Origin of the sequence: Amycolatopsis sp. NPDC048633, assembly GCF_040650695.1 — a bacterium.
GTDB lineage: Bacteria > Actinomycetota > Actinomycetes > Mycobacteriales > Pseudonocardiaceae > Amycolatopsis.
Window position 1 is genome coordinate 1 of record NZ_JBEZHS010000049.1, and the last position, 23,888, is coordinate 23,888.

A 23,888-nucleotide genomic window follows, 5' to 3' on the forward strand; every position below is an offset into this window, starting at 1 on the left:
GCCCCCCCTCGCACCCCCCCCGGGGGGGCGCACCCCCCGCACCCCCGCAACGCGGTTATTGGCACACCCCGGGACATCAAGTCCCTCGATGTGCCATTCACGGACGGTGGAGCAGCGGGCCTGGCGGCGGCCTCGATCGGGTGGATCGGCGGGCGCCCGGGGTGACCGGCCGCTAGCGTCCGAGCCGACGAGTCCACAGTGGACAGGGGAGGTCCCGTGCGCGTGACCCATGCCGCCCTGGCGGCGCTGGCGGCCTGCGGGCTCGTGCTGCTTTCGGTGCCGGTGGTGCGGTCCGCGCACGCCGACCCGCTGCCCGGCGGCCTCGGGCCGTGCGTGCCCGGCACGTGCCCCGACCCCCACCCCCCGGTCGGCAACGGCGCGTTCGCCGGGCGTGACAACGGTGTCAACGTCTTCGCCGGCGGCAGCATGCGCGTCACCGGGAGCGCCGCCGAGGCGGAGGGCCGGGTGGTCGTCGGCGGGGACTTCACGCTGCGGAAGACGTCCGGTTCGTCGATCTACAACGTCGGCGTCGCCGGGGTCGGCTCCCGGGTGCCGCCGCCGGACGGCGCCGACTTCCTGACCGTCGGCGGGAACCTCACAGTCGCCGACAGCCAGCGGCTCGACGCCGTGGGCGACTCGGGCGGCGGCGTGGTCCGCCACGCCGGGACGGTCACCGGCACCGTGCTCGGCAAGCTCGTCCAGGACGCCGCCGCGATGAAGCCCTACGCGGGGCTGGCGGCCGAGCTCACCGCCGCGAGCGAGTGCTACGCCACGACCGCGGTCACCGGGACCGTGCAGAACCAGAACTACCAGACGCTCTTCACCGGCGACGGGAAGTCGGCGCTGCAGGTCTTCACCGTCACCCAGGACATCGCCGGGGCGACCGGCGGCGCCCAGGGCATCGTGTTCACCGGGATCCCCGCCGGCGCGACCGTACTGGTCAACCTCACCGGCGCGGTCCGGACGATCAACACCTACAGCGGCACCCTCGACGACAACGACCCGCTGAACAAGCTGCGCCCGCGCCTGCTGTGGAACTTCCCGGCCGCGACCACGGTCCGGCTCACCGGCAGCGGCATGTTCCAGGGCAGCGTGCTCGCCGGGAACCCGGCCGGGACGACGACCGTGACGCTGCCCGGCACCAACGGGCGCTTCTTCACCGCGGGGAACCTCGTCCACGGCTCGAGTGGCGAGCCGGGCAGCGGCCAGGAGTTCCACGCGTACCCGTTCACCGGCGACCTGCCGTCGTGCCGGGAAGAGCCCGAACCGACCACCACGACGCCGACGACGCCGTCCACGCCGGCTACCAGCACGACGACCCCCACAACGACCACGCCGTCCACCAGCACGACGACGGCCCCCACGACCACCTCGCCGGCCACGACGAACCCGACCACCACGACCGAGCCGTCCACGACGGAGCCGTCCACGACTGGCCCGGCCACCTCCACCACGACGTCGACATCGACATCGACGAGTTCGGCCACCCCGGCACCCGTACCGGACACCCCGGGCGGCAGCGGCGGCCTGCCGGACACCGGAACCGACGCCGGCCCGCTCCTCGGCCTCGGCGCCTTGCTCCTGACCGGCGGCACCGCGCTTGTCCTGGTCACGACCCGCCGGCGGACCCGCTGAGCGTCGTCCACAGTGGAGTCACCGTGCGAACCCGGCCGGGCCGTGACACCATCGTGTGAACCCTGGCGGGGGCGGCGGACGTGACCCGGGTGTAGCACCCCGGTAACGCGTCGTCGGTACGGTGCCGGGCCATGGCAGTCGGACAGCGGGCAGTCGTTCCGCGAGGTGGGCAGGTGCTTGCGGTAACGGACGCGGAACCAACGACCGCGAAACACACGAACGCGCCCGGCCGGTGGCTGCCGGTCTTCGGGGCGGTGCTGGGCGCCGTCGTCTTCCTCGTGGTGCGGGGCAGCCTGACCGACGACGGCTACATCACCCTCGCCTACGCGAAGAACCTCGCCCTCCACGGCGAATGGGGCCTGATCCCGGGCTCGCCGGCGAACTCCGCGACCTCGCCGCTGAACGTCCTGCTCCTCGCCGCGCTGACCCTGGTGACGCGGGTGACCGGCGATCCGCACCCGGTCGTCGCGCTCGGGATCCTCACCGTGCTGTGCGGGGCCGCGCTCGGCTGGGCGTGGCTGCGAATCGGCCGCAAGCTGGCGCTGCCGGCCGCGGCCGGTGTCCTCGGCGTCACGCTCGTGCTGCTCAACCCGTTCGTGCTGTCCGCGATCGGTCTCGAGGTCCTGTTGATCCCGGCGGTCCTGCTGGTTCTGACGGTCTTCGCGCTCGAAGAACGGCCGGTCCTGTTCGGTGTCGCCGCCGGCTTCACCGTCCTCACCCGGCTCGACCTGGTCGTGTTCGTGGTGGTGATCGCGCTCAGCGCGCCCGCGATCCGCCGCCGGCTCCCGCTCGCCGCCGGCTGGGCGGTGCTGGTCGCCGCGCCGTGGTTCGTCGTGAGCTGGTTCGCCTTCGGCTCGTTCGTGCCCGACACGCTGGCGATCAAGCAGACGCAGGTGGGGCTGTTCGCGCCGTGGACCTACAGCACCGGGCCGGTCATGTACTACCTCGGCTACCCGGTCACCGTGCTGGTGACGTTCGTCCCGGCGCTGCTCGGCGTGGTCGCGCTCGCCGTGTGGGCCACGGCGCGGTTCGCGGTGCGGTGGCCGGAGTTCCCGGCACTCGGCCCGGTGGCGGCGCTGGGGGCCGGCGGGGTCCTCTACTTCGTCGCCTACTCGTTCATCGGCGTCGGCCCGTTCCACTGGTACTACGTGGCTCCGACGACCACGGTGGCCTCGTTCGCCGTCGCGGCCTTCGGTGCCTGGTTCGGCCAGGCGCGCGAACGGACGGCGCTGCGCACCGGTCCCCCGCTGCTGGCCTTGGGGGTCACCGGGGTACTGGTGCTGAGCGCGGCGACCGTCGACGCCGCGCAGGGCCTGCCCTGGAAGTCCCCGGTCATCTTCGGGAACTGGGCCAGCGCGCAGGACTACGCGCGGGTCGGCACGGAGCTGGGCGCGCGGCTCGACGGCGCGAGCGTGGCCAGTCCCGGGGAGATCGGCACCCTCGCGTACTACTGCGAGTGCGCGATCATCGACGAGTTCTCCGACCGCGGCCACGCGAAGGAGCTGGTCGAGAAGCGGATCGCGACGGCGAACCCGCTCATGAGCCTCGCGCTGCGGGTGAACTACCACTGGCTGGACCGCTCGATCACCCCGCGCAAACCGGACTACCGGCTGCAGTACGCCACGGGCCCGGCGACCGGACCGGACAGCTGGCAGGTCCAGTCGGCGGCGAAGGGCGTCGGCCACTTCACCCTCGGCCGGGAGCCGTGATCTTCGCGCTCATCTGAGCAGTGACCGAAAACTCCGAAGATTCCCCTGGACGCCAGACTGCGCCACAGGCCGGGAAGGCCATAGGGTTTCGGCATGAAGGTCGGCCTGCTCACCCGGGAATACCCGCCGGAGGTCTACGGCGGCGCCGGAGTTCACGTGGAGTTCCTCGCCCGGGAGTTGCGGCCGCTGGTCGACCTCGACGTGCACTGCTGGGGCGCGGACCGGCCCGACGCCACCGGGCACACCGACCCGCACGGCTACCGCCAGCCCGCGTTCACGACGATGGACATCGCCGTGTCGATGGCGAACGCCGTCGAAGGCCACGACCTGGCGCACAGCCACACCTGGTACGCGAACCTGGCCGGCCACCTGGCGAAAATGACCCACGGCATCCCGCACGTCGTCACCGCGCACTCGCTGGAGCCGCTGCGGCCGTGGAAGGCCGAGCAGCTCGGCGGCGGCTACCGCGTCTCGTCGTGGATCGAGCGCGAGGCCTACGAGTCGGCCGACGCGATCGTCGCGGTCAGCGGCGGCATGCGCCAGGACGTGCTCACCGCGTACCCGGCTGTGCCGCCCGAGCGCGTCCACGTGATCCACAACGGCATCGACACCGCGCTCTACCGGCCCGACCCGGGCACCGACGTCCTCGCGAAGCACGGCATCGACCCGGACCGGCCGTACGTGCTGTTCGTCGGCCGGATCACCCGCCAGAAGGGTGTCCCGCACCTGGTCCGTGCCGGTGCCGCGCTCGACCCCGGCACCCAGCTGGTGCTGTGCGCGGGCGGCGCGGACACCCCGGAGCTGGACGCGGAGTTCCGCGGCCTGGTCGCCGACCTGGAGCGGACGCGCACCGGCGTGCGGTGGATCCCGGAGATGCTGCCGCGCCCCGAAGTCGTGCAGCTGCTCACCCACGCCGCGGTGTTCGCCTGCCCGTCGGTCTACGAGCCTCTCGGCATCGTGAACCTGGAAGCCGCGGCGTGCGGTACCGCCGTGGTCGCCAGCGACGTCGGCGGGATCCCGGAGGTCGTCGACGACGGCCGGACCGGCCTGCTCGTGCACTACGACGAGGCGGACGCCGCCGGGTACGAGGCGCGGCTGGGCGCGGCCCTCAACGAGCTGGTGGGCGACCCGGACCGGGCCGCCGCGATGGGTACGGCCGGCCGCGAGCGCGCGGTCGGCGAGTTCGGCTGGAAGGCGATCGCCGAGCAGACGGTCGCCCTCTACGACGCGTGCGGGAGGTCTTCGTGAACACTGGAGCCGACGTTCTGGGCATCGTGCTCGCGGGTGGCGAAGGCAAACGGCTGATGCCGCTCACCGCGGACCGCGCGAAACCCGCGGTCCCGTTCGGCGGCGTGCACCGGCTGGTCGACTTCGTGCTGTCGAACCTGGTGCACGGCGGCATTCGGCGCTTGTGCGTGCTGACGCAGTACAAGTCGCACTCGCTCGACCGGCACATCTCGACGACGTGGCGGCTCTCGGCGCTCACCGGCGAGTACGTCACGCCGGTGCCGGCGCAGCAGCGGCTGGGCCCGCGCTGGTACCAGGGCAGCGCCGACGCGATCCACCAGAGCCTCAATCTGGTCTACGACGAGGACCCCGAGTACATCGCGGTGTTCGGCGCGGACAACATCTACCGGATGGATCCCCGGCAGATGCTGGAGACCCACATCTCCTCCGGCGCCGGCGTGACGGTCGCCGGGATCCGGGTGCCCCGCGCCGAAGCGAGCTCGTTCGGCGTCATCCGGACCACCGACGGCCTGATGATCGACGCGTTCCTGGAGAAGCCCGCCGACCCGCCGGGCCTGCCGGACTCCCCCGAGGAGTCGTTCGTGTCGATGGGCAACTACATCTTCACGACGAAGGTGATGCTGGAGACGCTGCACGCCGACGCCGAGAACGCCGCGTCCCACCACGACATGGGCCGCGACATCATCCCGGCGCTGGTGAAGTCCGGTGAGGCCGCGGTCTACGACTTCAGCGGCAACGTCGTGCCCGGAGAGACCGAACGCGACCACGGCTACTGGCGCGACGTCGGGTCGATCGACAGCTACTACGACGCGCACACGGACCTGATCTCGACGCACCCGATCTTCAACCTCTACAACCGGAAGTGGCCGATCCTGGCCCACCCGGGCCAGCGCGCGGCGGCGAAGTTCGTCGAAGGCGGCTCGGCGAACCAGTCGATCGTCAGCAACGGCTGCATCATCTCGGGCGCGCAGGTCGTGGACTCGGTGCTCTCGCCGGACGTGCTCGTGGAGCAGGGCGCGGTGGTGCAGGGCTCGGTGCTCCTGGACGGCGCCCGCGTGGGCCGCGGCGCGGTGGTGCGGCGGGCGATCCTCGACAAGAACGTCGTCGTGCCGCCGGGGGCGCACATCGGTGTCGACCTGGCCCGGGACCGGGGGCACTACCACGTGAGCGAAGGCGGGATCGTCGTCCTCGGCAAGGGGGAACGCGCGATCTGAGGGCGGCCGCGCAGACCGTCAGGAACCGGCAGTCGCAGCCAGGCGCTCGAGCACCTGGCGCGGGTCGATGCCCCAGCGCTCGGCCAGCTCCGAGATCGTGGCGCCCGCCGCATGCTCGGCGGCGATCATGCTGTTCACCACGCCGGCCACGGTCCACTCCTCGTCTGCAGATGCACGTGCAGGCGACATGCTACATGTTCACTGCGGACGTCCATCAAACTGCCTCAGGTCAGCGGGCGGCGAAGCCGCACGCGATCGCCGCCGCCAGGAACAGCGCCGCCAGGGCCGCCGCCCACGCGACACCCGTCGCCGCCGCGAGGTAGGCCTGGGCCGCCGACACCACCGCGTACGTCACGGCCAAGCCGCGCCACGCCCACCCCTCGCGCACGCCGTTCCCTCCCCCGCCGAAAGCGATTCAGCGTCCCGTTTTCTCCGGCTCCCCCGGCGGATTCTTCGCGGTGGCCCGCGCGCGCGTGGCGCTGAACACCGCGTCGAAGATCGGCGTCGGTTCCCCCTCGTCGCGCTTCGGCCGTTCGTCCCCCGGGCCGCGCTTTTCCTCTCCCACGCGCCCAGTTTCTGCGACGGCGGCCGATTTCGCTCGGGCAGCACCGAAAATCGCCCGGCCGGGGGATCACCCGCACGGCGTCCTTTTTCCGGCCGTTTTCGCTCGCCGACGAACAATCGGGCGGCGCACGCTGCGGGTGCACCGTCACCTCATTTCCGCCGGCCCCGGGAATACCCGGGGGTGCCGCGGGATTGCACCCGGCATGAAAGCAGTCGTCTACCGCCGGCACGGCGGACCCGAAGTGCTGTCGCTGTCCGAGCGGGCCGTCACGGACCCGGGGCCCGGCGAGGTCCGCGTCCGGGTCGTCGTGTCCGCGGTCAACCCGACCGACTGGAAGGCCCGGCTCGGCCGCGGCGCGGAAGCCGGCACCGAGACGCCCGACACCGTCCCCAACCAGGACGGGGCCGGGGTCGTCGACGCGGTGGGCCCGGACGTCACCGGGTTCGCCCCCGGCGACCGCGTGTGGCTGATCCTCGCGGGCACCCACGGCCCGGCGGCCGGCACCGCGCAGGAGTACACGGTGCTCCCGGCCGCGAAGCTGGTCCGGCTGCCCGATGGCGCCGGGTTCGACGAGGGCGCCGGGTTCGGCGTCCCCGGGCTGACCGCGCACCGCGCGCTCACCGTCGCCGAAGACGGGCCCGCCCGGCTCTCCCCCGGCGCCCTCGACGGCAAGACGGTGCTGGTCAGCGGCGGCGCCGGCGCGGTCGGCAACGCCACGATCCAGCTCGGCCGCTGGGCCGGGGCGACGATCGTCGCGACGGTCAGCAGCGACGAGAAGGCCGCGCTCGCCCGCGCCGCCGGGGCGCAGCACGTGCTGCGCTACCCCGACCCGGAGCTCGCCGCCCGGATCCGCGAGGTCGCACCGGACGGCGTCGACCTGGTCGTCGAGGTCGCGGCCGGGGTCAACGCCGGGCTGCACGGCGAGGTCCTGCGCCCGCGCGGCACGGTCGCGGTCTACGGCGACGACCGCGGTACCGGCACGGTCAGCCTCGACTTCGGGGCGAACCTGTGGCTGAACGCGCGGTACCAGTTCCTCGTGCTCTACACGGTGGGGGCGGACAAGCTGCGCGCCGGCGCCGAAGACGTCTCGGCGGCGCTGGCCGACGGTGCGTTGCGGCTCGGCGAGGACCGTGGTGTGCCGGTGCACCGCTTCTCGTTGGAAGACACCGCGAAGGCCCACATCGCGTCCGAGGAGGGTGCGACCGGGAAGGTGCTGATCGACGTCACCCCGGCCGGCTGACCGGGACTCGCCCGCCCGGGACCGGCAGCCCCATCTCGTCGTACAGTGCGCGGCCCGCCCGCAGCAGCCGCCGCGCCTCGGCGCTCTCCCCCAGCTCGGCGTGCGCCGAACCGAGGCCGGTCAGGGCCCGCGCCTCCTGCGCGCGGTAGCCGATCCGGCGCGCCGTCGTCAGCGCCGAGGTGTGCGCCGTCACCGCCGCCGCCGGGTCGCCGAGCGCCCGGGCGGCCGAGCCGAGGCTGTTGGCCGCCATGGCCAGCAGCAGCGGGTGGTTGAGCCGCGCCAGGATCGCGCACGCGCGCTCGGCGTGGTCGTGCGCCCGTTCCGGGCACCCGGCCGCCAGCAGCACCTCCGCGCCGTCGATCCGGCTCCACGCCTCCCCGAACGCGTACCCCCGCTCGACCGCCGCGCGCACCGCCTTCTCCGCCACCTCGAGGGCTTCGACGGGCCGGTCGAGCCGGGCGAGCACCAGACCCTGCTGGGCCGCCGCCAGGATCGCGCCGTCCCCGTCACCGAGCTCGTCGCGGATCGCGCGGGCGCGCGACGCCGACGTCAGGGCGTCTTCGAACGACCCGAGCACCTCCTGGGCGTTGCTGAGGTTCGACCAGACCAGGGCGGCGACGGCGTGGCTCCCCGTCTCGCGGGCCAGCGTCAGCGCCTGCCGGTACAGCCGGACCGCGTCGGGGTAGCGGCCGAGCATGCCGTGCACCGCGCCCAGCCGGGCGAGCGCCGAGGCTTCGGCCGCGCGGTCGCCGGACGCGCGGACCAGGCGCAGCCGCTCCGCCGCGGCGGCGGCCGCCTCGGTGAGCCGCCCGGTTTCCCAGTGCGCGATCGTCAGGTTCGCCAGGCTCAGCTGCCGGGCCTCCGGGTCGCCCAGCCGGTCCGCGGCCCGGACTCCCGCGCGGGCCAGCGCCGTCAGCTCGTCGCGGTGCCCCTGTTCGCGCAGGGCGGCCACCGCGCGGTCGGCGATGCGCCAGGCGTGGTCGTCGCGGCCCGCGTCGAGCGCGGTGACGGCGACGAGGTTCGCGCGTTCGGCGGCGAACGAGAAGTCGCCGTCGCGGTAGTGCTCCAGCAGCCGGTCCAGCGCCGCCACGGCTTCCCCGGGGTCCGCCACCTCCCGCGCGTGCTCGGCGATGAGGTCGTGGAACCCGTAGCGGTCCGGGGCCGGCTGCCGGAGCAGGTGGGCGTCGAGCAGGTCTTCCAGCAGCCGCTCGGCCTCGGCCACGCCGGTGCCGTACAGCGCGGCCGCCGCGGGTAGCGCGAAGTCGCCGCCCGGGTGGCACCCCAGCACCCGGAACATCCGCCGCTGCACCGGCGTGAGGTCCCGGTAGGACAGCGCGAACGCCGCCGCGACGTCCCGCCCGCCCGCGCGCAGCTCCCCCAGCCGCCGCCGCTCCGAGCCGAGCCGCGTCACCAGGTCGTCCACCGTCCACAGTGGACGCGCCTGGAGCCGGGCGGCGGCGATCCGCAGCGCGAGCGGCAGGTACCCGCACAGCCGGGCGACCCCCGCGCCGGACCGGCCGCCGGCCGCGGCCGTGAACAGGGCCTCGGCCTCCGGCGGCGGCAGCACGTCCAGGCACAGCGCGACCGAGCCGTCGACCTCGGCGACCCGCCGCCGGCCGGTCACCAGGACCCCGACGCCCCGGTCGCCGGGCAGCAACGGCACGACCTGCGCGGCGTCCGCGGCGTTGTCGAGGACGACGAGCAGCCGGCGCCCGGTGAGGCGCGACCGCCAGAGCGCGGCGCGCTCGTCGAGCCCGTCCGGCTGGCGGCTCGCCGGGACGCCGGTCTGCAGCAGCAGGGCCGCGAGCGCGGCTTCGGCCGGGAGCGGGTCGCGGCCCGGCGTGTGGCCGTGCAGGTCCACGAACAGCTGGCCGTCCGGGAACTCCCCGGCGGCCCGGTGCGCGACGCGGACCGCGAACGCCGTCTTCCCGACCCCGGCCATCCCGTCGACCACGACCGGCCGGCCGGCGCGCAGCGCCTCGAGCGCGCGGGCGAGCCCGGCGGCGCGGCCGGTGAAGTCCGGCACGTCGTACGGCAGGAAGCCGCGACCGGACGCGGGTTCCTCGCGCAGGAGCTGTTCGTGGAGCGCCCGCAGCGGCGCGCCCGGGTCGATCCCGAGCTCGTCGGCCAGCCGCCGCTTCGCGCGTTGGTAAGCGGTGAGCGCGTCGGCCTGCCGCCCCGCCCGGTGCAGGGCCCGCATGAGCAGCCCGACCAGGCCTTCGCGCAGCGGGTGCTCGGCGACCAGCGCGGTCAGCTCCGCGATCGCGTCGCCGTCCTCGCCGTCTTCGCCGTCGACCTCGGCGGCCAGGCACTGCTCCAGCACGGCCAGCCGACGCTCCGCCAGGCGCTCGGCGTCCGGCCGCAGCGCGGCGCTGTCCACCCCGGCCAGCGCCGGACCCCGCCAGCGGGCCAGCGCCTCCCGGAGCTCGCCGCGCCCGGCGAGCTCCTCGAACGCGTCGAGGTCGAACGCGCCCGGCCGCAGCGTGAACCCGGGTCCGTCCGCGGTGAGGACGTCGGGGGCGGCGCCGGCCGCGACGAGGGCCCGGCGCAGAGCCGTGGTGAGGTTGCGGACCTGCCGCACCGCCGTCGCCGGCGGCTCCCCGTCCCAGACGACGTCGACCAGCCGGGCCACCGGCACCACCCGGCCGGCGCCGAGCAGCAGCGCCGCCAGGATGCGTTCCTGCCGTGGCCCGGACGGCCCGATCGGCCGGCCGTCGACGAGCACTCGCACCGGACCCAGGACGCGGAACTCCATGACTCACCCCGCCAGCGAGGGTAACGGGCCCCCGAGCGGCGCCGGTGCGGAAGTGATGCAGCTGTGATGCGCCGTCCCGGCAGCGTCCCGGCCGGACACGAAGAAGGGAATCCGGATGCGCAAGTGGGCTTACGTGGTGCTGGGGACGACGCTGGCCGCGGCGGCGGTCGCCACCCCGGTCGCGGCTTCGGCCGGGGAACAGGGCGGCGGACAGGGTGGACAGGGTGGACAGGACTGCCGGCGGGCGTTCGACCACGCCGTGTGGGAGGACATGGACAGCTACAACAAGCGCGACGCCGCCCGCTACAGCGCGATCATCCACCGCGACATGGTCACGGTCGGTCGCCGCGGCGACCTGTACATCGGCTGGGAAGCGAACGTGATCCCGGTACTGGAGAAGCAGTTCACGGTGCCGTACGAGTACTCGATGCCCTGGACGGTGGTGCACACCGTGGTCGAGAACTGCCAGATGGGCTTCGCGATCCTCGACGCGCACTACCTCGAGCCGTCCCACGGCATCGACCGGCACTACACGATCAGCCTGACGCTGGTGCGCGACCACGGCCGGTGGCAGGTCGTCAAGGACACGGTCACCGACGTCGTGGCCTGACCGAGAGCCGGCGCGCCGCGCTCGCGGCGCGCCGGCTCCGGTACCAGACCGCCACACCGGGCCGGATCAGGCCATTCCCCGTCGCCGGCCGCGCCGCACGCTCTACGATCGCCCGCGGAGGTGGGTGTGGAGCCGTTGGGGCGGGGTGAGCCGGCGCAGGCCGGGCGGTACCGGCTGCTCGCCGCGGTCGGTGAGGGCGGGATGGGCCGGGTGCTGCTCGGGGTCGCCCCCGACGGGCGGCTGGCCGCCGTCAAGCAGGTGCACCGGGGATTCGCGCACGATCCCGGGTTCCGTGAACGGTTCCGGCGCGAGGTCGAGGTCTCGCGGCTCGTCTCCGGTGCCTACACCGCCGCCGTGATGGACGCCGACGCGCACGCGCCGACGCCGTGGCTCGCTTCGGTGTTCGTCGCCGGGCCCTCGCTGCAGGAAGCCGTCGACGCGACCGGGCCCCTGCCCGTCGCCGCGGTCCGGCACCTCGCGGCCGGGCTGGCGTCCGCGCTCATCGGGATCCACCGGGCCGGGCTCGTGCACCGGGACCTCAAGCCCGCCAACGTCCTGCTCGCCGACGACGGCCCCCGCGTCATCGACTTCGGCATCGCCCGCGCCGCCGAGGGCGGCACCGACCTCACCCACACCGGCGTCATCCTCGGGTCGCCGGCGTTCATGTCGCCGGAGCAGGCCGACGGGCGGCCGCTGACCCCGGCGAGCGACGTCTTCTCCCTCGGCGCCCTCCTGGTGCTGGCCGCCACCGGGCACAGTCCGTTCGCCGGGGCGTCGGGCCCGCAGTCGCTCTACAACGTCGTCCACACGCATCCGGACCTGCGCTTCCTGCCGCCCGAGGTCCGCGCCGTCGCCGAGCCCTGCCTCGCCAAGGACCCCGCCCGGCGGCCGTCGCCCGCCCAGGTCCTGGACCTGCTCGGTCCCCTGCCGCCGGTCCAGCGCCCCTGGCCGCCGGCCGTGCACACGCTGATCGCCCGGCGCCAGGCCGAGGTCGCGGCCGTCGTCGCCAAGAAGCCCACGCGCAAGGGCCCCCGGATCGCGCTCGCCGCCACCGCGGCCGTCGTCGTCGCGGCCGGCGCGATCACCGCAGTCACCCTGACCAGCGGCGACGACGGCGCGACCGCCGCCCCGGCGAGCACCTCCGCCGCGCCGGCGGTCACGACGAAGCCCGCGCCGAACCCGGACCCGCTGGGCCCCGACAAGCTGCGCGGCGCCGACCTGTGCCAGGTGCTGCCGTCGGTGCCCGGGACCGGGACGCTCACCCCCAAGATCGACGTGCACTTCTTCGAGTGCGTCTACGAGACCCCGCAGGGCCAGTGGCTGGAGCTGACCGTCGGCGGCCCGGTGACCGCCAAGGGCACCGCTTCCGGGGAGCTCGACGGCTTCCCGCTCAGCCTCGACGAGCAAGCGGGCGGCTGCACCGCGTCCGTGCCGATCGTGGACCGGCCGGACGCGACGATCGGCGTCGAAGCGAGCCAGGCGGCCAAGCCGTTCGCCAAGCCCTGCGACTCGGCCAAGGCCGCGCTCACCGAAGCCGTGAAACGCCTTCGCGCCGGAAGCGCCGGTTCGCCCGCCGCGCAAGGAGGACTCGCGCCGGTGGACCCGTGCGGCCTGGTCGACACCGCCACCGCGCAGCGGATCGTCGGCCCGGTCACCAAGGTCGAACCCGGCGGGCTGCACGAATGCCACTGGCAGGTCGGTGGTGAGGTCGTGGTGTCGCTCGAGCGCGGTACCCGGCCCACGCAGTCCAAGGACTCCTACTACGACTCGGCCGGGACCGTCGACCTCGGCGGGGTCACCGCGTACTTCACCACCAAACGGTCCAACCCCGCGACCGGGTTCTGCAGCCTGACCTGGCAGCACCGCCCGCTCGAAGAAGACTTCTCGGAGAACGTCGTCGTCGATTTCCGCACCTCCGCCAGCACGCTCCCCGACGCCGAGATCTGCCGTCAGGCGCAGGACTTCGCCAAGGCGGTCCGGCCCGGATTGCCGAAACCGTGAAGCCGCTCGAAGCCGGCGACGCCCGGCAGGCCGGGAAGTACCGCCTGGTCGCCGCGCTCGGCGAGGGCGGGATGGGCCGCGTCCTGCTCGGCGTGGCACCGGACGGCCGGCTCGTCGCGCTCAAGCAGGTCCACCCGGAGTTCGCGCACAACGCCCGTTTCCGCACCCGCTTCCGACAGGAAGTCCAGGCGTCGCAACGGGTTTCCGGGGCCTTCACCGCCGCGGTGATGGATGCCGACCCCGACGCCGAGACCCCGTGGCTGGCTTCGGTGTTCGTCACCGGGCCGTCGCTGAAGGAGGCCGTCGAAGCCACCGGGCCGCTGCCGGTCGACGCGGTGCGCCGGCTCGCCGTCGGGCTCGCGACCGCGTTGATCGAGATCCACCGCGTCGGCCTGATCCACCGCGACCTCAAGCCCGGCAACGTGCTGCTGACCGGCGACGGCCCGCGGGTGATCGACTTCGGCATCGCGCGCGCCACCGAAGGCGGCTCGGACCTCACGGGCACCGGCGGCATCGTCGGCTCCCCCGCGTTCATGTCGCCCGAGCAGGCCGAAAGCCGCCCGCTGACCCCGGCGAGCGACGTCTTCTCCCTCGGCGGCCTGCTGGTGATGGCGGCGACCGGGCACGCCCCGTTCCCCGGTTCGACGACGGCGCAGATGCTCTACAACGTCGTCCACGCCGTCCCCGACCTGGCCGCCGTGCCGCCCGAGATCCGCGCGCTCGTCGAGCCGTGCCTGGCCAAGGACCCGGCGCGGCGGCCGACGCCGCAGCGGATCCTCGACTTCCTCGGCCCGGTCCCGCCCGGGACCCGGCCGTGGCCGCCGGCCGTGCACGACCTGATCGGGACCCAGGACGCCGCGGTCCGCACCGCGCTGTCCTGGCCGGCCCCGCCCCCGCTTCCCGCACCGCCGAAACGCCGTCGCTGGCTGCCGGTCGTCACGGCGCTGGCCGCCGTCTGCGCGCTCGCCGCGGGCAGCCTGATCGCCGTGGCGGCCTTCAAGGCGGGCGCCGACCCCGCGACGGCCGGCGCGAACCTGGACCCGACGAGCCTGGACACCCTGCGCCGCGCCGATCCGTGCCGGGTGCTCGACGACGTCACCGTCCCGGAGGCGGGCAAGCTCCAGGCCGACCCGGACACCGGACAGCTCGACCGCTGCACGTACCAGTCCCGCTCGGGCGGGAAGATCTCGGTCAAGCTCGGCGACCAGATCTACGTCGAAGGCGGCCGTCCGACCGAAGACCTGGACGGCAGGCAGGTGCTGTTCACCGAGATCAGCGGCGGTACGTGCGACGCGAGCGTCCAGGTGCCCGCACAGCCGGAGCTGGGCGTGACCGCGCTCGCCGAGACGTGCGCCCTCGCGAAGACCACGCTGGGCAAGCTCCTGGACCGGCTCCACGGCGGCGGCAACGGCTACACCCTGGCGCCCGGGACGCTCCTCGCGCTGGACCCGTGCGCCGTGCTCGACCGGGCCGCGGTGGCGCGGGCGATCGGGCCCGTCCGCGAGACCAAGCTGAACCGCGTGCGCGAGTGCGAGTGGACCGCGACGACGTCCCTGCGGCTGACCTTCGAGAAGATGCCGACCGGGGTGCCGGACGAAGGCTCCCCGGTCGACCTCGGCGGGGTGCCCGGCACCCGCCGCGAACTCGACGGCAGCTGCGCGCTGTCGTGGAACCACCGCCCGCTCGACGCGCAGGAGTCCGAGCACGTCCGGATCTTCGCGTCGAAGACGGGCGGCGGGGCCTGCGACGCGGCGGTCGCATTCGGGAAAGCCCTGGTGGCTGGGCTTCCCCGCGGCTAGCTCACCCGCAGGCCGCGGCGCAGCGCGTCGACCTCGTCGGCGAACATCCGGCGCGAGATCGCCGCCGTCTCCACCATCCCCGAGCCGTGGAACGTGCCCGGGTAGTGCCGCAGCTCGGTCGCCACGCCCGCGTGCGCGAGACGTTGCGCGTACTGGATCCCCTCGTCCCGCAACGGGTCGAACTGGCACGTCGTGACGAACGCGGGCGGCAGCCCGGCGAGGTCCGCCGCCCGGGCCGGTGCGGCGTACGGCGAGACGCCGTCGCCGCCGGGTTCGGTGCCGAGGTAGCTGGTCCAGCTGAACACGGCGTTCGGCTGGTTCCACAGTGGTGTGTCGGTGTACGCGCGCATCGACGGCGTGTCCAGGCGGTCGTCCACCTCCGGGATCCCCAGGTACTGGAAGCACAGCGCCGGGCCGCCGCGGTCGCGGGCCAGCAGCGCCACCGCCGCCGAGAGGCCGCCGCCGGCGCTCTCGCCGCCCACGCCGAGCCGGGCCGGGTCGATGCCCAGCTCCGCGGCCTTGGCCTCGACCCACTGCAGGGCCGCGTAGCAGTCCTCGACCGGCGCCGGGAACGGGTGCTCGGGCGCCAGCCGGTAGTCCACCGACACGATCACGATGCCCAGCTCGTCGACCAGCCGGAGCAGCGACGCGTGGAACATGTCCAGGTCGCCGAGGACGAACCCGCCGCCGTGGAGGTAGAGCAGGCCGGGCACCGCGCCGGTGCGGTTCGCCGGGGCGTAGACGCGCACCGGGACGTCCGGCGCGTCCGACGGCCCGGGCACCGCCGTGTCGCGGACGTCGACCGGGTTCACCGGCTCGTAGGCCGGGAGGACCTCGCCCAGCTGCCCCATCGAGGTGCGCGCGGCGACCAGGGCTTCGTAGTCGGTCAGGGTCACGCCCGGCAGCATGTCCAGCCAGGGCAGCAGCTCGGGATCGATCGCGTAGGTCATGACCCGATCTTGGGCCGCGGTGTGCTTCCCCGGCCACCGCCACGCGGCGGGCGTTGCCGGGCCGGAGCTCGCCATCCGGCGGCGGGCGCGCCTATCGTGACGGCATGAAGGGGCTGCTGCTGCGGCTGTCCGGGCTCGACGCCGACGCCGAGAACGCCGTGCGGGTGATCGGGTTCTTCGACCGCCTGATCACCGGGCGCGCCGGCCTGGACGCGCTGGTGCGCAGCACGGCCGAGCTCGCCGGCTGCCGGGTCGGCGTGCACGCGCCCGGCCGGGGGATGTCGCTGCGCGCGGAACCGGGCGAGGACGTCACCACCCCCGGGACGGCGCCCGCGGGAGCGGCCGTCCGCCGGCTCGAGGGCGGCGTCGAGGTGTGGGTGGCTCGCGGCGGCGCGCCGGTCCCGCTCGACGACATGCTGCTGGAGCGGTTCGCGATCGCCACCGCGATCCTGCTGGAGCAGGGCGGCGTGCCCCGGCCCGAGCTCGGCGACCCGGCGCTGGTCGAGCTGGTGCTGTCCGGGGACGCCGGCACGGCCGAGCGTTCGCGGGCCCTGCACCTGCTGGGGATCGCCCCGGCGGCCCGGCTGCGCGTGCTGGCGGGCACCGGCGTCGACGGGCTCGCCGGGCGTGCCGCGCAGCTGGGCGGCGTGCGTGCGGTCCTGGTCGACGCGGTGCCCGGCCCGCTGCCGGACGGCGGCCGGGCGGGCGTCGGCCCGGAGCTGCCGGCGATCGACGCGGCCCGCTCCTGGGCCGCCGCCCGGACGGCGCTGCGGTTCACCTCGGCCACCGAGCCGGTGGTGTGGTGGGACCGGCTCGGCAGCCTCGCCGCGCTCGCCGGCAAGCTCGGCGGGCCGGACGTCGCCGAGCTGCCGGACGTTCGCGCGCTCGACCGGCTCGCGGCCGAGGCCCACGGTGAGGACACCCTGGCCGCGCTCGACGCGCTGTGCGCGACCGGCTCGGCTCGCAAGGCCGCGGCGGTGCTGCACCGCCACCACAGCACGATGCCGGCCCGGCTGGCCCGCGCCGAAGCCGTCCTCGGCTTCGAGGTCGACTCCCCCGCGGGCCGGTTCCGGCTGCACCTCGCGTTGATGCTGAGAAGGCTGCGGGACAACGACTCCCTCAGCTGACCGTCCTCAGTGGACGGCCCAGCAGGTCGGCGGCCGCCGGCGGCCATTCGGGATGCTCGAAGGCGAACCCCGCGTCCAGGAGGCGGCCCGGCACCACGCGTCGGCTCTTGAGCAGCAGTTCGGTGTCGCTGCGCAGCGCGAACGCCCCGAGCTCGGCCATCCACCGCGTCGCCGGCAGTCCGAACGGGACGCCCGCCGCCGCGCGCAGTGACCGCAGGAAGTCCCGGTACGGCAGGGGTTCCGGCGCCGCCAGGTTCACCGGCCCGCTCAGGTCGTCCCGCGCGACGAGGAAGTCGATCGCCCGGACCAGGTCGTCCTCGTGGATCCAGGACAGGTACTGCGCCCCGCCCGCGACCGGACCGCCCAGCCCCAGCCGGGTGAGCCGTAGCAGCATCGCGAACGCGCCACCGGGCTCCTGGCTCATCACCATCGCCGTCCGCAGCGCCACCTTGCGGGTGCGCGGGGTGTCCGCCACCTCCTGCTCGCGCTCCCACGCCCGGGCGAGGTCGACGCTGTAGGCCCAGTAGGCGGGGACGCCGGGCTCGCCGCCGCCGAGCACGCCGGTGGTCTCGTCGTTCGGGGCGTCGTACCGGTGCGCGTAGATCGTCGCCGTGCTCATCTGCAGCCAGACCCGCGGCGGCCGCGCGGCGCGCTCGATCGCGCCACCGACGACCCGTGCCGAGTCGACGCGCGAGTTCCACATCTCCCGCAGGTTCGCCCGGGTGTACCGGCAGTTCACCGACCGGCCGGCCAGGTTGAGCACGACGTCGCTGCCGTCGATCTCCGCCGTCCACGGGCCGGCCGCGCGACCGTCCCAGCGGACGTGGCGCACCCCCGGTTCCGGCGTGGTGTCCCGCCGGGTGAGCACGACGACCTCGTCCCCGCGTTCCCGCAGCCGGCGGCTCAGCACCCGCCCCAGGTGCCCGGTACCACCGGGTAGCACGACCTTCATGAAATCCCCTTCACGCTCCGCCCGAGACCAGCGTACCGAACATTTTGAACACGTTCAAATACGTGTTCCCGCCCGGCTGACCGGCTCGCGGCGGCCGCGGGCGGGCATAGAGTCGGCGGATGACCGCTGCAGCCGCGCCGCCGATCGTCACCGGGGTGGACGGGTCGGCCGAGTCCCTGGACGCCGTCCGCTGGGCCGCGCGGACCGCCTGCCTGCGGGACGCGCCCCTGGAGATCGTGCACGCCCTCGACGTCCCGGCCCTGCTCGCCGCCGGGGTCGTGCCGCCGCCGGAGGAGATGGTCGACGCGCTGCGCGCCCGCGGCCGGCGGGCGCTGCGGACCGCGCGGGAACTGGCCGCCGCGCAAGGGGTCCCGGGCGCGGCGACCCGGCTCGACCCCGACCGCGCCGCCCAGGCGCTGATCGGGGCGTCACGGACCGCGGCCCTGCTGGTCGTCGGCTCCGCCGGGCACGGCCGGCTCACCAGCCTGCTCGCGGGCTCGGTCGCCGCGGCGGTCGGGACGCACGCGCACTGCGACACCGTGGTCGTCCGCGGCGACAGCTGGGACGAGCCCGATGCGGGCGGCCGCCCGGTCGTCACCGGCATCGACGGCAGCGAGGCCGGCGCCCGGGTGCTCGCGGCGGCGCTCGCCGAAGCCCGCGTCCGCCGCGCGCCGCTGGTCGTGCTGCACGCCTGGACGGACGCCGCGCCGCCGCGGCCGGACCCGCGGTGCGTCACCGAGGCCGGGCGCCGGCTGCTCGGCGAACGGCTCCACGACCACGACGTCGGCGACGTCGCGGTCGAGCAGGTCGTCGTCCACGCCCACCCGCGGCGCGAGCTGATCGGCCGCAGCGGGGCCGCCCAGCTGGTCGTCGTCGGCGACCGCGGCCGCGGCGGCTTCCCCGGGCTGCTGCTCGGCTCCACCGGCCAGGCGCTGCTGCACCACGCGGCGTGCCCGGTCCTGCTCGTCCGAACAGCCCAGTGAGGGAAGCGGGACGGAAGCGGGATCCGGCAGGATGGCGGCGACCGAGAGCGAGGATCCAGATGAAGACAGTGGTGCGAGCCGGGCTCGTAGCGATGCTGGCGATGGGAGTGGCGGCCCCCGCCGAGGCGGCGACCGTCAAGCAGGTCACGAGCATCTGCCATGCCGGGACCTTCAGCGGGACGTTCACCCTCCGGTACGAAACCACCGGCGGCTACCACCACCCGCTCGACGCGTACACGACGTCGGGCCCGTACATCGGCGACGTGGGCACCCAGTCGCTGAAGATCTCCTATTCCGACGGACTGGGCACGCACACGGTGTACTCCCGGATCGGCCCGGCGTCGAACGGCCCGGCGTCGCTGCCGTCGGGCCTGGCGATCCCGGCCACGGCGCGGGGCACGGCGTCGACGACGTTCGACAACGGCGCGACGTTCTGCGTCGCCACGGTGCCGATCACGTAGGCATTGTGCGGTAAGCCGCCGGAACCGCTGCAGGACGCCAAGGGCACCGCCAAGGGAGTCAAGAACAATCTGAAGTGACCCGGCGCCCGGTGCGTCCCCGCGGCGCACCGGGCCCTTCCCTTCGCCCGCCTCCGGCTGCCAGGCTCGGCGGCGACGAGAAGGAGCGACGATGCCCGGACTCTTGCTTCGCGACGGCCGTCCCTGGAGAGCCGGCGGCCCGGCCGACCTCCTCATCCGCGACGGCGTCGTCGTCAGGATCGGCCCCGGGCTCGACCCGGGGGACGCCGAAGTCCTCGACCTCGGCGGCCGGCTCGTCCTGCCCGGCCTGGTCGAAGCCCACTGCCACCTCGACAAGACGCTCTTCGGCGGTCCGTGGCGGCCGCACTCGGCCGGGCCAGCGCTGGCCGACCGCATCGCCGACGAACGCGTCCGCCGCGCCGAGCTCGGCCTCCCCGACCCGGCCCGCGTGACCGCGCTGCTGGAGACGATGGCCGCGGCGGGCACCACGCACGTGCGCACCCACACCGATGTCTACGCCGGCACCGGGCTCACCGGCGTCGAGGTCGTGCGGGACGTCGCCGCGCGGCTGGCCGGCCGGATCACCGTCGAGCAGGTCGCCTTCCCGCAGAGCGGCATCCTCACCAATCCGGGGACGGCCGAGCTGCTGGAGCGGGCGATCGGCCTCGGGGTGAGCGCGGTCGGCGGCATCGACCCGGCGGGGATGGACCGCGACCCGGTCCGCCACCTCGACGTCGTGTTCGGCCTGGCCGAGCGCCACGGTGTGCGGATCGACCTGCACCTGCACGACCCGGGCTCGCTCGGCGTGTTCGAGCTGGAGCTGATCATCGAACGGACCCGGGCGGCCGGCTTGGCCGGACGGGTGACGGTCAGCCACGCGTACGCGCTCGCCCAGGCGGACGCGGCGACGCAGGACCGCCTGGCGGCCGGGCTCGCGGAAGCTGGGATCACGATCACCACGGCGGCGATCTTCGACTTCCCGGTCCCGCCGCTGAAGCGCCTGCGCGCCGCCGGGGTGACCGTGGCGTGCGGGCACGACGACATCCGCGACCTGTGGAGCCCGTTCGGCAGCGGCGACCTCCTCGAGCGGGCGATGCACCTGGCCTACCGCAGCACGTTCCGCCGCGACGAGGACATCGAACTGGCTCTGGAGGCCGTCACCTACAGTGGTGCCCGCGCTCTCGGGCTCGACAACTACGGCCTCACCGAAGGCGCTTCCGCCGACCTCGTGGTGGTCGAGGCGGACACCCCCGCCCACGCGGTCGTGACCCGGCCGCCGCGGGACCTCGTCCTCAAGGCGGGCCGGGTCGTGCACCGCGGCGCTGTCCTCAGTGGACGGGGTTCCAGCCGTCCGCCCCGGCCAGGTACCGCAGCGCGGTGAACGTCGCGGCCTGGGCGGCGCTCAGCTGCGGCCGGTCGGTGCCGGTGCCCGCACCCGGCCCGGTGTTGCGGTATTCGAAGAACCGGGCGTCCTTCCACGAGAAGCCCGACATGTCCGTCCACGGCGCCGGCTTGATCGCCGCGGGCAGGACGGTCTCACGCACGACGACCTGCGCGATGGCATCGACGTCCCCGCTGGGGTGCCACGGCCGGCCCAGGTAGAAGCTCGCGTTCGCGGCCGAGCTGACCACCTTGCTGCCGACGACCAGGAAGCCGTACGCGTTGGTCCGCCGGGTGCTCGCCGCCGTCAGGTAGCCGTTGGGGTTGGAGCCGCGGTCGAGCGCGGTGATCGTCGCCCGGTCGAACACGGCGGTGGCACGCCCGAAGAGGAAGTCGACGTCGCCGCTGATCGAGCAGTTGCGGTAGTACTGGCGGCCGATCGTGCCGGTCGCCGCGGTGTCGGCGTACAGCGTGTCCTGGTGGCCGAGGAACGTGACGTTGTCGAAGACCATCCGGTCGCCGGTGGTCTTCACCGCGACCGCCTGGGTGGCGGTGATCTCCGGGTGGGCCTTGCGGTCGAAGGAGTTGCGGAAGGTCAGCGCGCTCGCGGTGAAGCCGTTCGCGGCGATCGTCGCGGTCGCGCTGCCCGTGGTGCCGTACGTCGAGCCGTCGGGTTTCTTGGTCCCGCTGGCGTTGTCGTAGTCGATCACGACGTCCGATGCCTTGCCGGTGGTGCCGCGCAAGGTGATCCCGGTCTTGCTCGCGGACACGGTGATCACCTCGCGGTAGGTACCGGGCTTGAGCGAAACCGTGCCCCCGGCGGGGACCGCGTCGATCGCCGCCTGGACGGTCGCGAAGCTCGCCGAGCCGTCCGCGGCCACCACGAGGTGCGCGCACGCGGGCGCCGTGAGCGACGCGCCGGCGAGAACCGAAGCGATGAGCAGGGTGAACATGGCACCTCCACGGGGACGCCGGGGGTACCGGACGGCGGCCGGCACCCCCGGACGGTTACTGGTAGGTGAGGTTGGCCGTGGTGTAGAGGCAGTTCGTCGAGTCGGGCCCGCTGCCGATCGTCGTCGGCTCGCCGCTGGTGACGCCCTTGTACTTCTGGCAGGGCACGATCTTGCGGCTCGAGTCGCCGACGATGATGATCCGGGTCAGCTTCGCGGTGTCGCCGTAGTTGGTGTTGATGCCGACGAGCGTCTTGCCGGGCACGGTCGCGGTGACGTTGTCGACGACGACGTTGCGCTTGTACTGCGTCTTGCAGTTGCCGCAGGAGCGGTACAGCTTGCCGAAGTCGTTTACCTGGAAGTTCCGGATGTACATCGTGCCGGGGCCGTTGTGCTGGAAGACCTTGTCCGACGCCTTGCGCGCACCGCCGCCGTCGATGGTCATGGTCTGCGACGCCGAGGTGCCCTTGAAGGTCGCGGCGTCCTCGCCGACGTCCTCCCACCAGACGTTGAGCAGCGTGCAGGTGCCGAGGCAGTGCACGCCGTCGGCGGCCGGGTTGCCGAGGACGACGTTCTTCAGGGTGGTGCCGTTGGCGAGCTCGAAGATCGGGCCCTGGTCCTCGTCCTGGCCGCCGGTGCCGAGGTCGCCGGAGCCGTAGAACCGCTTGAGGCCGCCGTCGTAGGTGCCGCTGGTGACCTTGATGGTCTGGCTCACCGCCTGGCTGCTGCTGGGGTTCGGCCACGAGGCGGCGGCGGCGGGCGTGCCGCCGACGATCACGGTGGAAACCGCGAGCGCGGCGACGGCCGCGGCCCGGGCCACCCGGGAGATCGGGAACATGCTCATCACTCCTTTGGTCATCCCTGGACGGGAAATGTCCTGGCGAGTGCTGAAAGCGCTTTCTCAGTCTCCGGTTCCCGGGTTCCGCGTGTCAATGTCAGCCGCCGCAGCGGCGGCCCTGTCGCCCGGATGGTCGCCGCGGGAAGGAGTTTTCAGAAAACGACGGGGAGGCGCTCAGCGCCCCTGGGGACCCGCGCCGGTCAGCACCCGTACCGGCACGGCCCACGCCGGATCCATGCGGTCCACCAGCGTCGGCGTCCACCCGACGTCCGGCCCCAGATCCGGGTCGTTCGCCGCGTTGTACTCGGCCAGCAGATCCACCGGGCGCGGACGCTGCGAGCCCACCGAGACCAGCGTTCCCGTCGCGTGCAGCACCGTTCCCTTCCAGTACTCGACCAGCGCGCCCAGCGGGACCGACTGCGGGATCCGGAAGAAGTTGTTCTCCGCGTAGATCCGCGACTCGACCCCGACCCCCAGCGAATACGTGTAGGCCGCCGGATCCTTCACCACATAGAGATTGTCGTACACGTGCACCTGCCCGTACCGCACCCGCGGCGCGCGCTGGCCGATCTCCGAAAAGAGGTTGTGGTGCACCGTGACGCGCAGCTTGCCCACGTCGTAGGTCGGCTTGTCGGTGTTGCCGATCAGCATCGTCTTGTCGTGGTCGTGGAGCCGGTTGTCCGACACCGTAACGAGGTCCGAGCCGTTCACGATGTCCAGCAGTCCGTCGTGGACCTCGTACTCGCGCCCGAAGTACGAAGGCTGCGCACTGTTCCCGCCGTCGCTGAACTCGTTGTGGTCGACCCAGACGTGCGTCGCCCCGACGAGGTCGACGTTGTCGTACTCGGAGTTCCAGTTCCCGTCCGCGCCGTCCAGCGGGTCCCACTGCGGGAAGCAGTCGTGCGCGTCGGAGAACCGCAGGTTCCGCAGGATCACGTTGTCGCCGGTGACGCGCAGCGTCAGCCCGTGCAGGGTAGCGCCACCGAGGCCGTAGATCGTCGTGTCCGGGCCGACGTCGACCACCACCTGCGCGGCCTGGTTGGCCTGCGACCGGGCCCGCGCCTCCTCCAGCGGACCCGACGGCTCGACCTTGCCCCAGGTCGCCGGGTCGTACGCCGCCAGGTACCCGGGCAGGGTATACGCCGGGTCGGCGAAGCCGGCGCAGCTCACCGGCCGGTCGCGGGCGTCCACGTTGCCCTCGATCGTGCCGCGGACGTAGACGATCTTCGGCGCACCGGGGTGGGACGCCAGCGCGGCGACCAGCTCCGAACGCTTGGTCACCGTGTGGACGTCGGCGGCCGCGGCGGCCGCTCCCCCCGTGGTCCCCGCGCCCCAGCCGTCGTGCGCGCCGAGCACGACGCGGCCCGGTTCGTGGCCGTGGGCGTCCGCCGGTGCGGCGGTGAGCGTGAGTCCGAGCAGGGCGAAGCACCCCGCGAAGGCCTTCCAGCGCATG

21 protein-coding genes are annotated in these 23,888 nt (G+C 74.0%); 12 read left to right on the forward strand and 9 right to left on the reverse strand.

The genetic code is table 11. The annotated features are described in order from the left end of the window. The first annotated feature begins 216 nt into the window (after positions 1-216). The 4 genes from AB0C38_RS45400 (at position 217) to glgC (ending at position 5,806) form a co-directional block, all read left to right on the forward strand. The gene (locus AB0C38_RS45400; RefSeq protein ID WP_360686405.1) at positions 217-1,635 is read left to right on the forward strand and encodes a choice-of-anchor A family protein; all 1,419 of its coding nucleotides are present in this window, start codon (positions 217-219) and stop codon (positions 1,633-1,635) included. A gap of 173 nt (positions 1,636-1,808) precedes the next feature. Further along, positions 1,809-3,344 (forward strand): hypothetical protein, encoded by a 1,536-nt coding sequence (locus AB0C38_RS45405; protein ID WP_360686408.1) that lies wholly within the window; start codon positions 1,809-1,811, stop codon positions 3,342-3,344. Positions 3,345-3,437: 93 nt separating this feature from the next. After that, on the forward strand, positions 3,438-4,592 hold the full coding sequence (gene glgA / locus AB0C38_RS45410) for a glycogen synthase (protein ID WP_360686411.1): 1,155 nt from the start codon (positions 3,438-3,440) through the stop codon (positions 4,590-4,592). Next, complete coding sequence (glgC, locus tag AB0C38_RS45415; protein WP_360686414.1) at positions 4,589-5,806, forward strand: glucose-1-phosphate adenylyltransferase; 1,218 nt, start codon at positions 4,589-4,591, stop codon at positions 5,804-5,806. Before glgA ends, glgC begins: the two co-directional genes overlap by 4 nt. Positions 5,807-5,824: 18 nt before the next feature. Here the strand turns inward: glgC and AB0C38_RS45420 are convergent, their stop codons facing one another. The 3 genes from AB0C38_RS45420 to AB0C38_RS45430 all read right to left on the reverse strand — a co-directional run bounded on the left by AB0C38_RS45420 (position 5,825) and on the right by AB0C38_RS45430 (position 6,371). Beyond that, positions 5,825-5,956, reverse strand: a complete 132-nt coding sequence (locus AB0C38_RS45420; RefSeq protein ID WP_360686417.1) for a hypothetical protein — start codon at positions 5,954-5,956, stop codon at positions 5,825-5,827. A gap of 79 nt (positions 5,957-6,035) precedes the next feature. Further along, entirely contained in the window at positions 6,036-6,194 is a 159-nt protein-coding gene (locus tag AB0C38_RS45425) for a hypothetical protein (protein WP_360686420.1), read from the reverse strand. A gap of 27 nt (positions 6,195-6,221) precedes the next feature. Beyond that, complete coding sequence (locus tag AB0C38_RS45430) at positions 6,222-6,371, reverse strand: hypothetical protein (protein ID WP_360686423.1); 150 nt, start codon at positions 6,369-6,371, stop codon at positions 6,222-6,224. A gap of 202 nt (positions 6,372-6,573) precedes the next feature. Here AB0C38_RS45430 and AB0C38_RS45435 point away from each other — a divergent pair, with 202 nt between their 5' ends. Continuing rightward, positions 6,574-7,611 (forward strand): NADPH:quinone reductase, encoded by a 1,038-nt coding sequence (locus AB0C38_RS45435; protein WP_360686426.1) that lies wholly within the window; start codon positions 6,574-6,576, stop codon positions 7,609-7,611. Here the strand turns inward: AB0C38_RS45435 and AB0C38_RS45440 are convergent. Further along, complete coding sequence (locus AB0C38_RS45440) at positions 7,595-10,366, reverse strand: BTAD domain-containing putative transcriptional regulator (protein WP_360686430.1); 2,772 nt, start codon at positions 10,364-10,366, stop codon at positions 7,595-7,597. The two genes, AB0C38_RS45435 and AB0C38_RS45440, sit on opposite strands and share 17 nt — an antisense overlap. Positions 10,367-10,481: 115 nt before the next feature. Here AB0C38_RS45440 and AB0C38_RS45445 point away from each other — a divergent pair, with 115 nt between their 5' ends. From AB0C38_RS45445 to AB0C38_RS45455, 3 genes are all read left to right on the forward strand, one after another. After that, positions 10,482-10,976 (forward strand): hypothetical protein, encoded by a 495-nt coding sequence (locus AB0C38_RS45445; RefSeq protein WP_360686433.1) that lies wholly within the window; start codon positions 10,482-10,484, stop codon positions 10,974-10,976. A gap of 126 nt (positions 10,977-11,102) precedes the next feature. After that, on the forward strand, positions 11,103-12,977 hold the full coding sequence (locus AB0C38_RS45450; protein WP_360686436.1) for a serine/threonine-protein kinase: 1,875 nt from the start codon (positions 11,103-11,105) through the stop codon (positions 12,975-12,977). Then, positions 12,974-14,776: a serine/threonine-protein kinase gene (locus tag AB0C38_RS45455; RefSeq protein ID WP_360686439.1), complete on the forward strand. Its 1,803-nt coding sequence runs from the start codon at positions 12,974-12,976 to the stop codon at positions 14,774-14,776. The genes AB0C38_RS45450 and AB0C38_RS45455 overlap by 4 nt, the downstream gene beginning before the upstream one ends. Here AB0C38_RS45455 and AB0C38_RS45460 read toward each other — a convergent pair. Further along, entirely contained in the window at positions 14,773-15,726 is a 954-nt protein-coding gene (locus AB0C38_RS45460) for an alpha/beta hydrolase (RefSeq protein WP_360686442.1), read from the reverse strand. The genes AB0C38_RS45455 and AB0C38_RS45460 overlap by 4 nt on opposite strands. A gap of 104 nt (positions 15,727-15,830) precedes the next feature. Between AB0C38_RS45460 and AB0C38_RS45465 the strand changes: the two genes are divergently transcribed. Then, entirely contained in the window at positions 15,831-16,853 is a 1,023-nt protein-coding gene (locus AB0C38_RS45465; protein WP_360686445.1) for a helix-turn-helix domain-containing protein, read from the forward strand. Here AB0C38_RS45465 and AB0C38_RS45470 read toward each other — a convergent pair. Further along, positions 16,846-17,805 (reverse strand): TIGR01777 family oxidoreductase, encoded by a 960-nt coding sequence (locus AB0C38_RS45470; protein ID WP_360686448.1) that lies wholly within the window; start codon positions 17,803-17,805, stop codon positions 16,846-16,848. The two genes, AB0C38_RS45465 and AB0C38_RS45470, sit on opposite strands and share 8 nt — an antisense overlap. A gap of 119 nt (positions 17,806-17,924) precedes the next feature. Here AB0C38_RS45470 and AB0C38_RS45475 point away from each other — a divergent pair, with 119 nt between their 5' ends. The 3 genes from AB0C38_RS45475 (at position 17,925) to AB0C38_RS45485 (ending at position 20,648) form a co-directional block, all read left to right on the forward strand. After that, the gene (locus AB0C38_RS45475; protein WP_360686451.1) at positions 17,925-18,788 is read left to right on the forward strand and encodes a universal stress protein; all 864 of its coding nucleotides are present in this window, start codon (positions 17,925-17,927) and stop codon (positions 18,786-18,788) included. A 59-nt stretch (positions 18,789-18,847) separates the two neighbouring features. Next, entirely contained in the window at positions 18,848-19,249 is a 402-nt protein-coding gene (locus AB0C38_RS45480) for a hypothetical protein (protein WP_360686455.1), read from the forward strand. Between the two features lie 169 nt (positions 19,250-19,418). Further along, entirely contained in the window at positions 19,419-20,648 is a 1,230-nt protein-coding gene (locus AB0C38_RS45485; RefSeq protein WP_360686458.1) for an amidohydrolase, read from the forward strand. On the opposite strand, the gene AB0C38_RS45490 is transcribed toward AB0C38_RS45485, so the two are convergent. The 3 genes from AB0C38_RS45490 to AB0C38_RS45500 all read right to left on the reverse strand — a co-directional run bounded on the left by AB0C38_RS45490 (position 20,596) and on the right by AB0C38_RS45500 (position 23,887). Next, positions 20,596-21,600 carry a pectinesterase family protein gene (locus AB0C38_RS45490; protein ID WP_360686461.1) on the reverse strand — a complete coding sequence of 335 codons (1,005 nt, stop codon included), beginning with the start codon at positions 21,598-21,600 and terminating at the stop codon, positions 20,596-20,598. The two genes, AB0C38_RS45485 and AB0C38_RS45490, sit on opposite strands and share 53 nt — an antisense overlap. Before the next feature lie 55 nt (positions 21,601-21,655). Beyond that, entirely contained in the window at positions 21,656-22,426 is a 771-nt protein-coding gene (locus tag AB0C38_RS45495; RefSeq protein WP_360686561.1) for a pectate lyase, read from the reverse strand. 183 nt (positions 22,427-22,609) lie between these two features. Further along, positions 22,610-23,887, reverse strand: a complete 1,278-nt coding sequence (locus tag AB0C38_RS45500; protein ID WP_360686464.1) for a pectate lyase — start codon at positions 23,885-23,887, stop codon at positions 22,610-22,612. Position 23,888: the final 1 nt, after the last annotated feature.

Bases quoted from the DNA above. Each gene is read 5' to 3' on its own strand.
- glgA (WP_360686411.1), top strand. From the start codon at position 3,438: ATGAAGGTCGGCCTGCTCACCCGGGAATACCCGCCGGAGGTCTACGGC.
- AB0C38_RS45435 (WP_360686426.1), top strand. From the start codon at position 6,574: ATGAAAGCAGTCGTCTACCGCCGGCACGGCGGACCCGAAGTGCTGTCG.
- AB0C38_RS45440 (WP_360686430.1), bottom strand. From the start codon at position 10,366: ATGGAGTTCCGCGTCCTGGGTCCGGTGCGAGTGCTCGTCGACGGCCGG.
- AB0C38_RS45445 (WP_360686433.1), top strand. From the start codon at position 10,482: ATGCGCAAGTGGGCTTACGTGGTGCTGGGGACGACGCTGGCCGCGGCG.
- AB0C38_RS45460 (WP_360686442.1), bottom strand. From the start codon at position 15,726: ATGACCTACGCGATCGATCCCGAGCTGCTGCCCTGGCTGGACATGCTG.
- AB0C38_RS45465 (WP_360686445.1), top strand. From the start codon at position 15,831: ATGAAGGGGCTGCTGCTGCGGCTGTCCGGGCTCGACGCCGACGCCGAG.
- AB0C38_RS45470 (WP_360686448.1), bottom strand. From the start codon at position 17,805: ATGAAGGTCGTGCTACCCGGTGGTACCGGGCACCTGGGGCGGGTGCTG.
- AB0C38_RS45475 (WP_360686451.1), top strand. From the start codon at position 17,925: ATGACCGCTGCAGCCGCGCCGCCGATCGTCACCGGGGTGGACGGGTCG.
- AB0C38_RS45480 (WP_360686455.1), top strand. From the start codon at position 18,848: ATGAAGACAGTGGTGCGAGCCGGGCTCGTAGCGATGCTGGCGATGGGA.
- AB0C38_RS45485 (WP_360686458.1), top strand. From the start codon at position 19,419: ATGCCCGGACTCTTGCTTCGCGACGGCCGTCCCTGGAGAGCCGGCGGC.
- AB0C38_RS45490 (WP_360686461.1), bottom strand. From the start codon at position 21,600: ATGTTCACCCTGCTCATCGCTTCGGTTCTCGCCGGCGCGTCGCTCACG.
- AB0C38_RS45500 (WP_360686464.1), bottom strand. From the start codon at position 23,887: ATGCGCTGGAAGGCCTTCGCGGGGTGCTTCGCCCTGCTCGGACTCACG.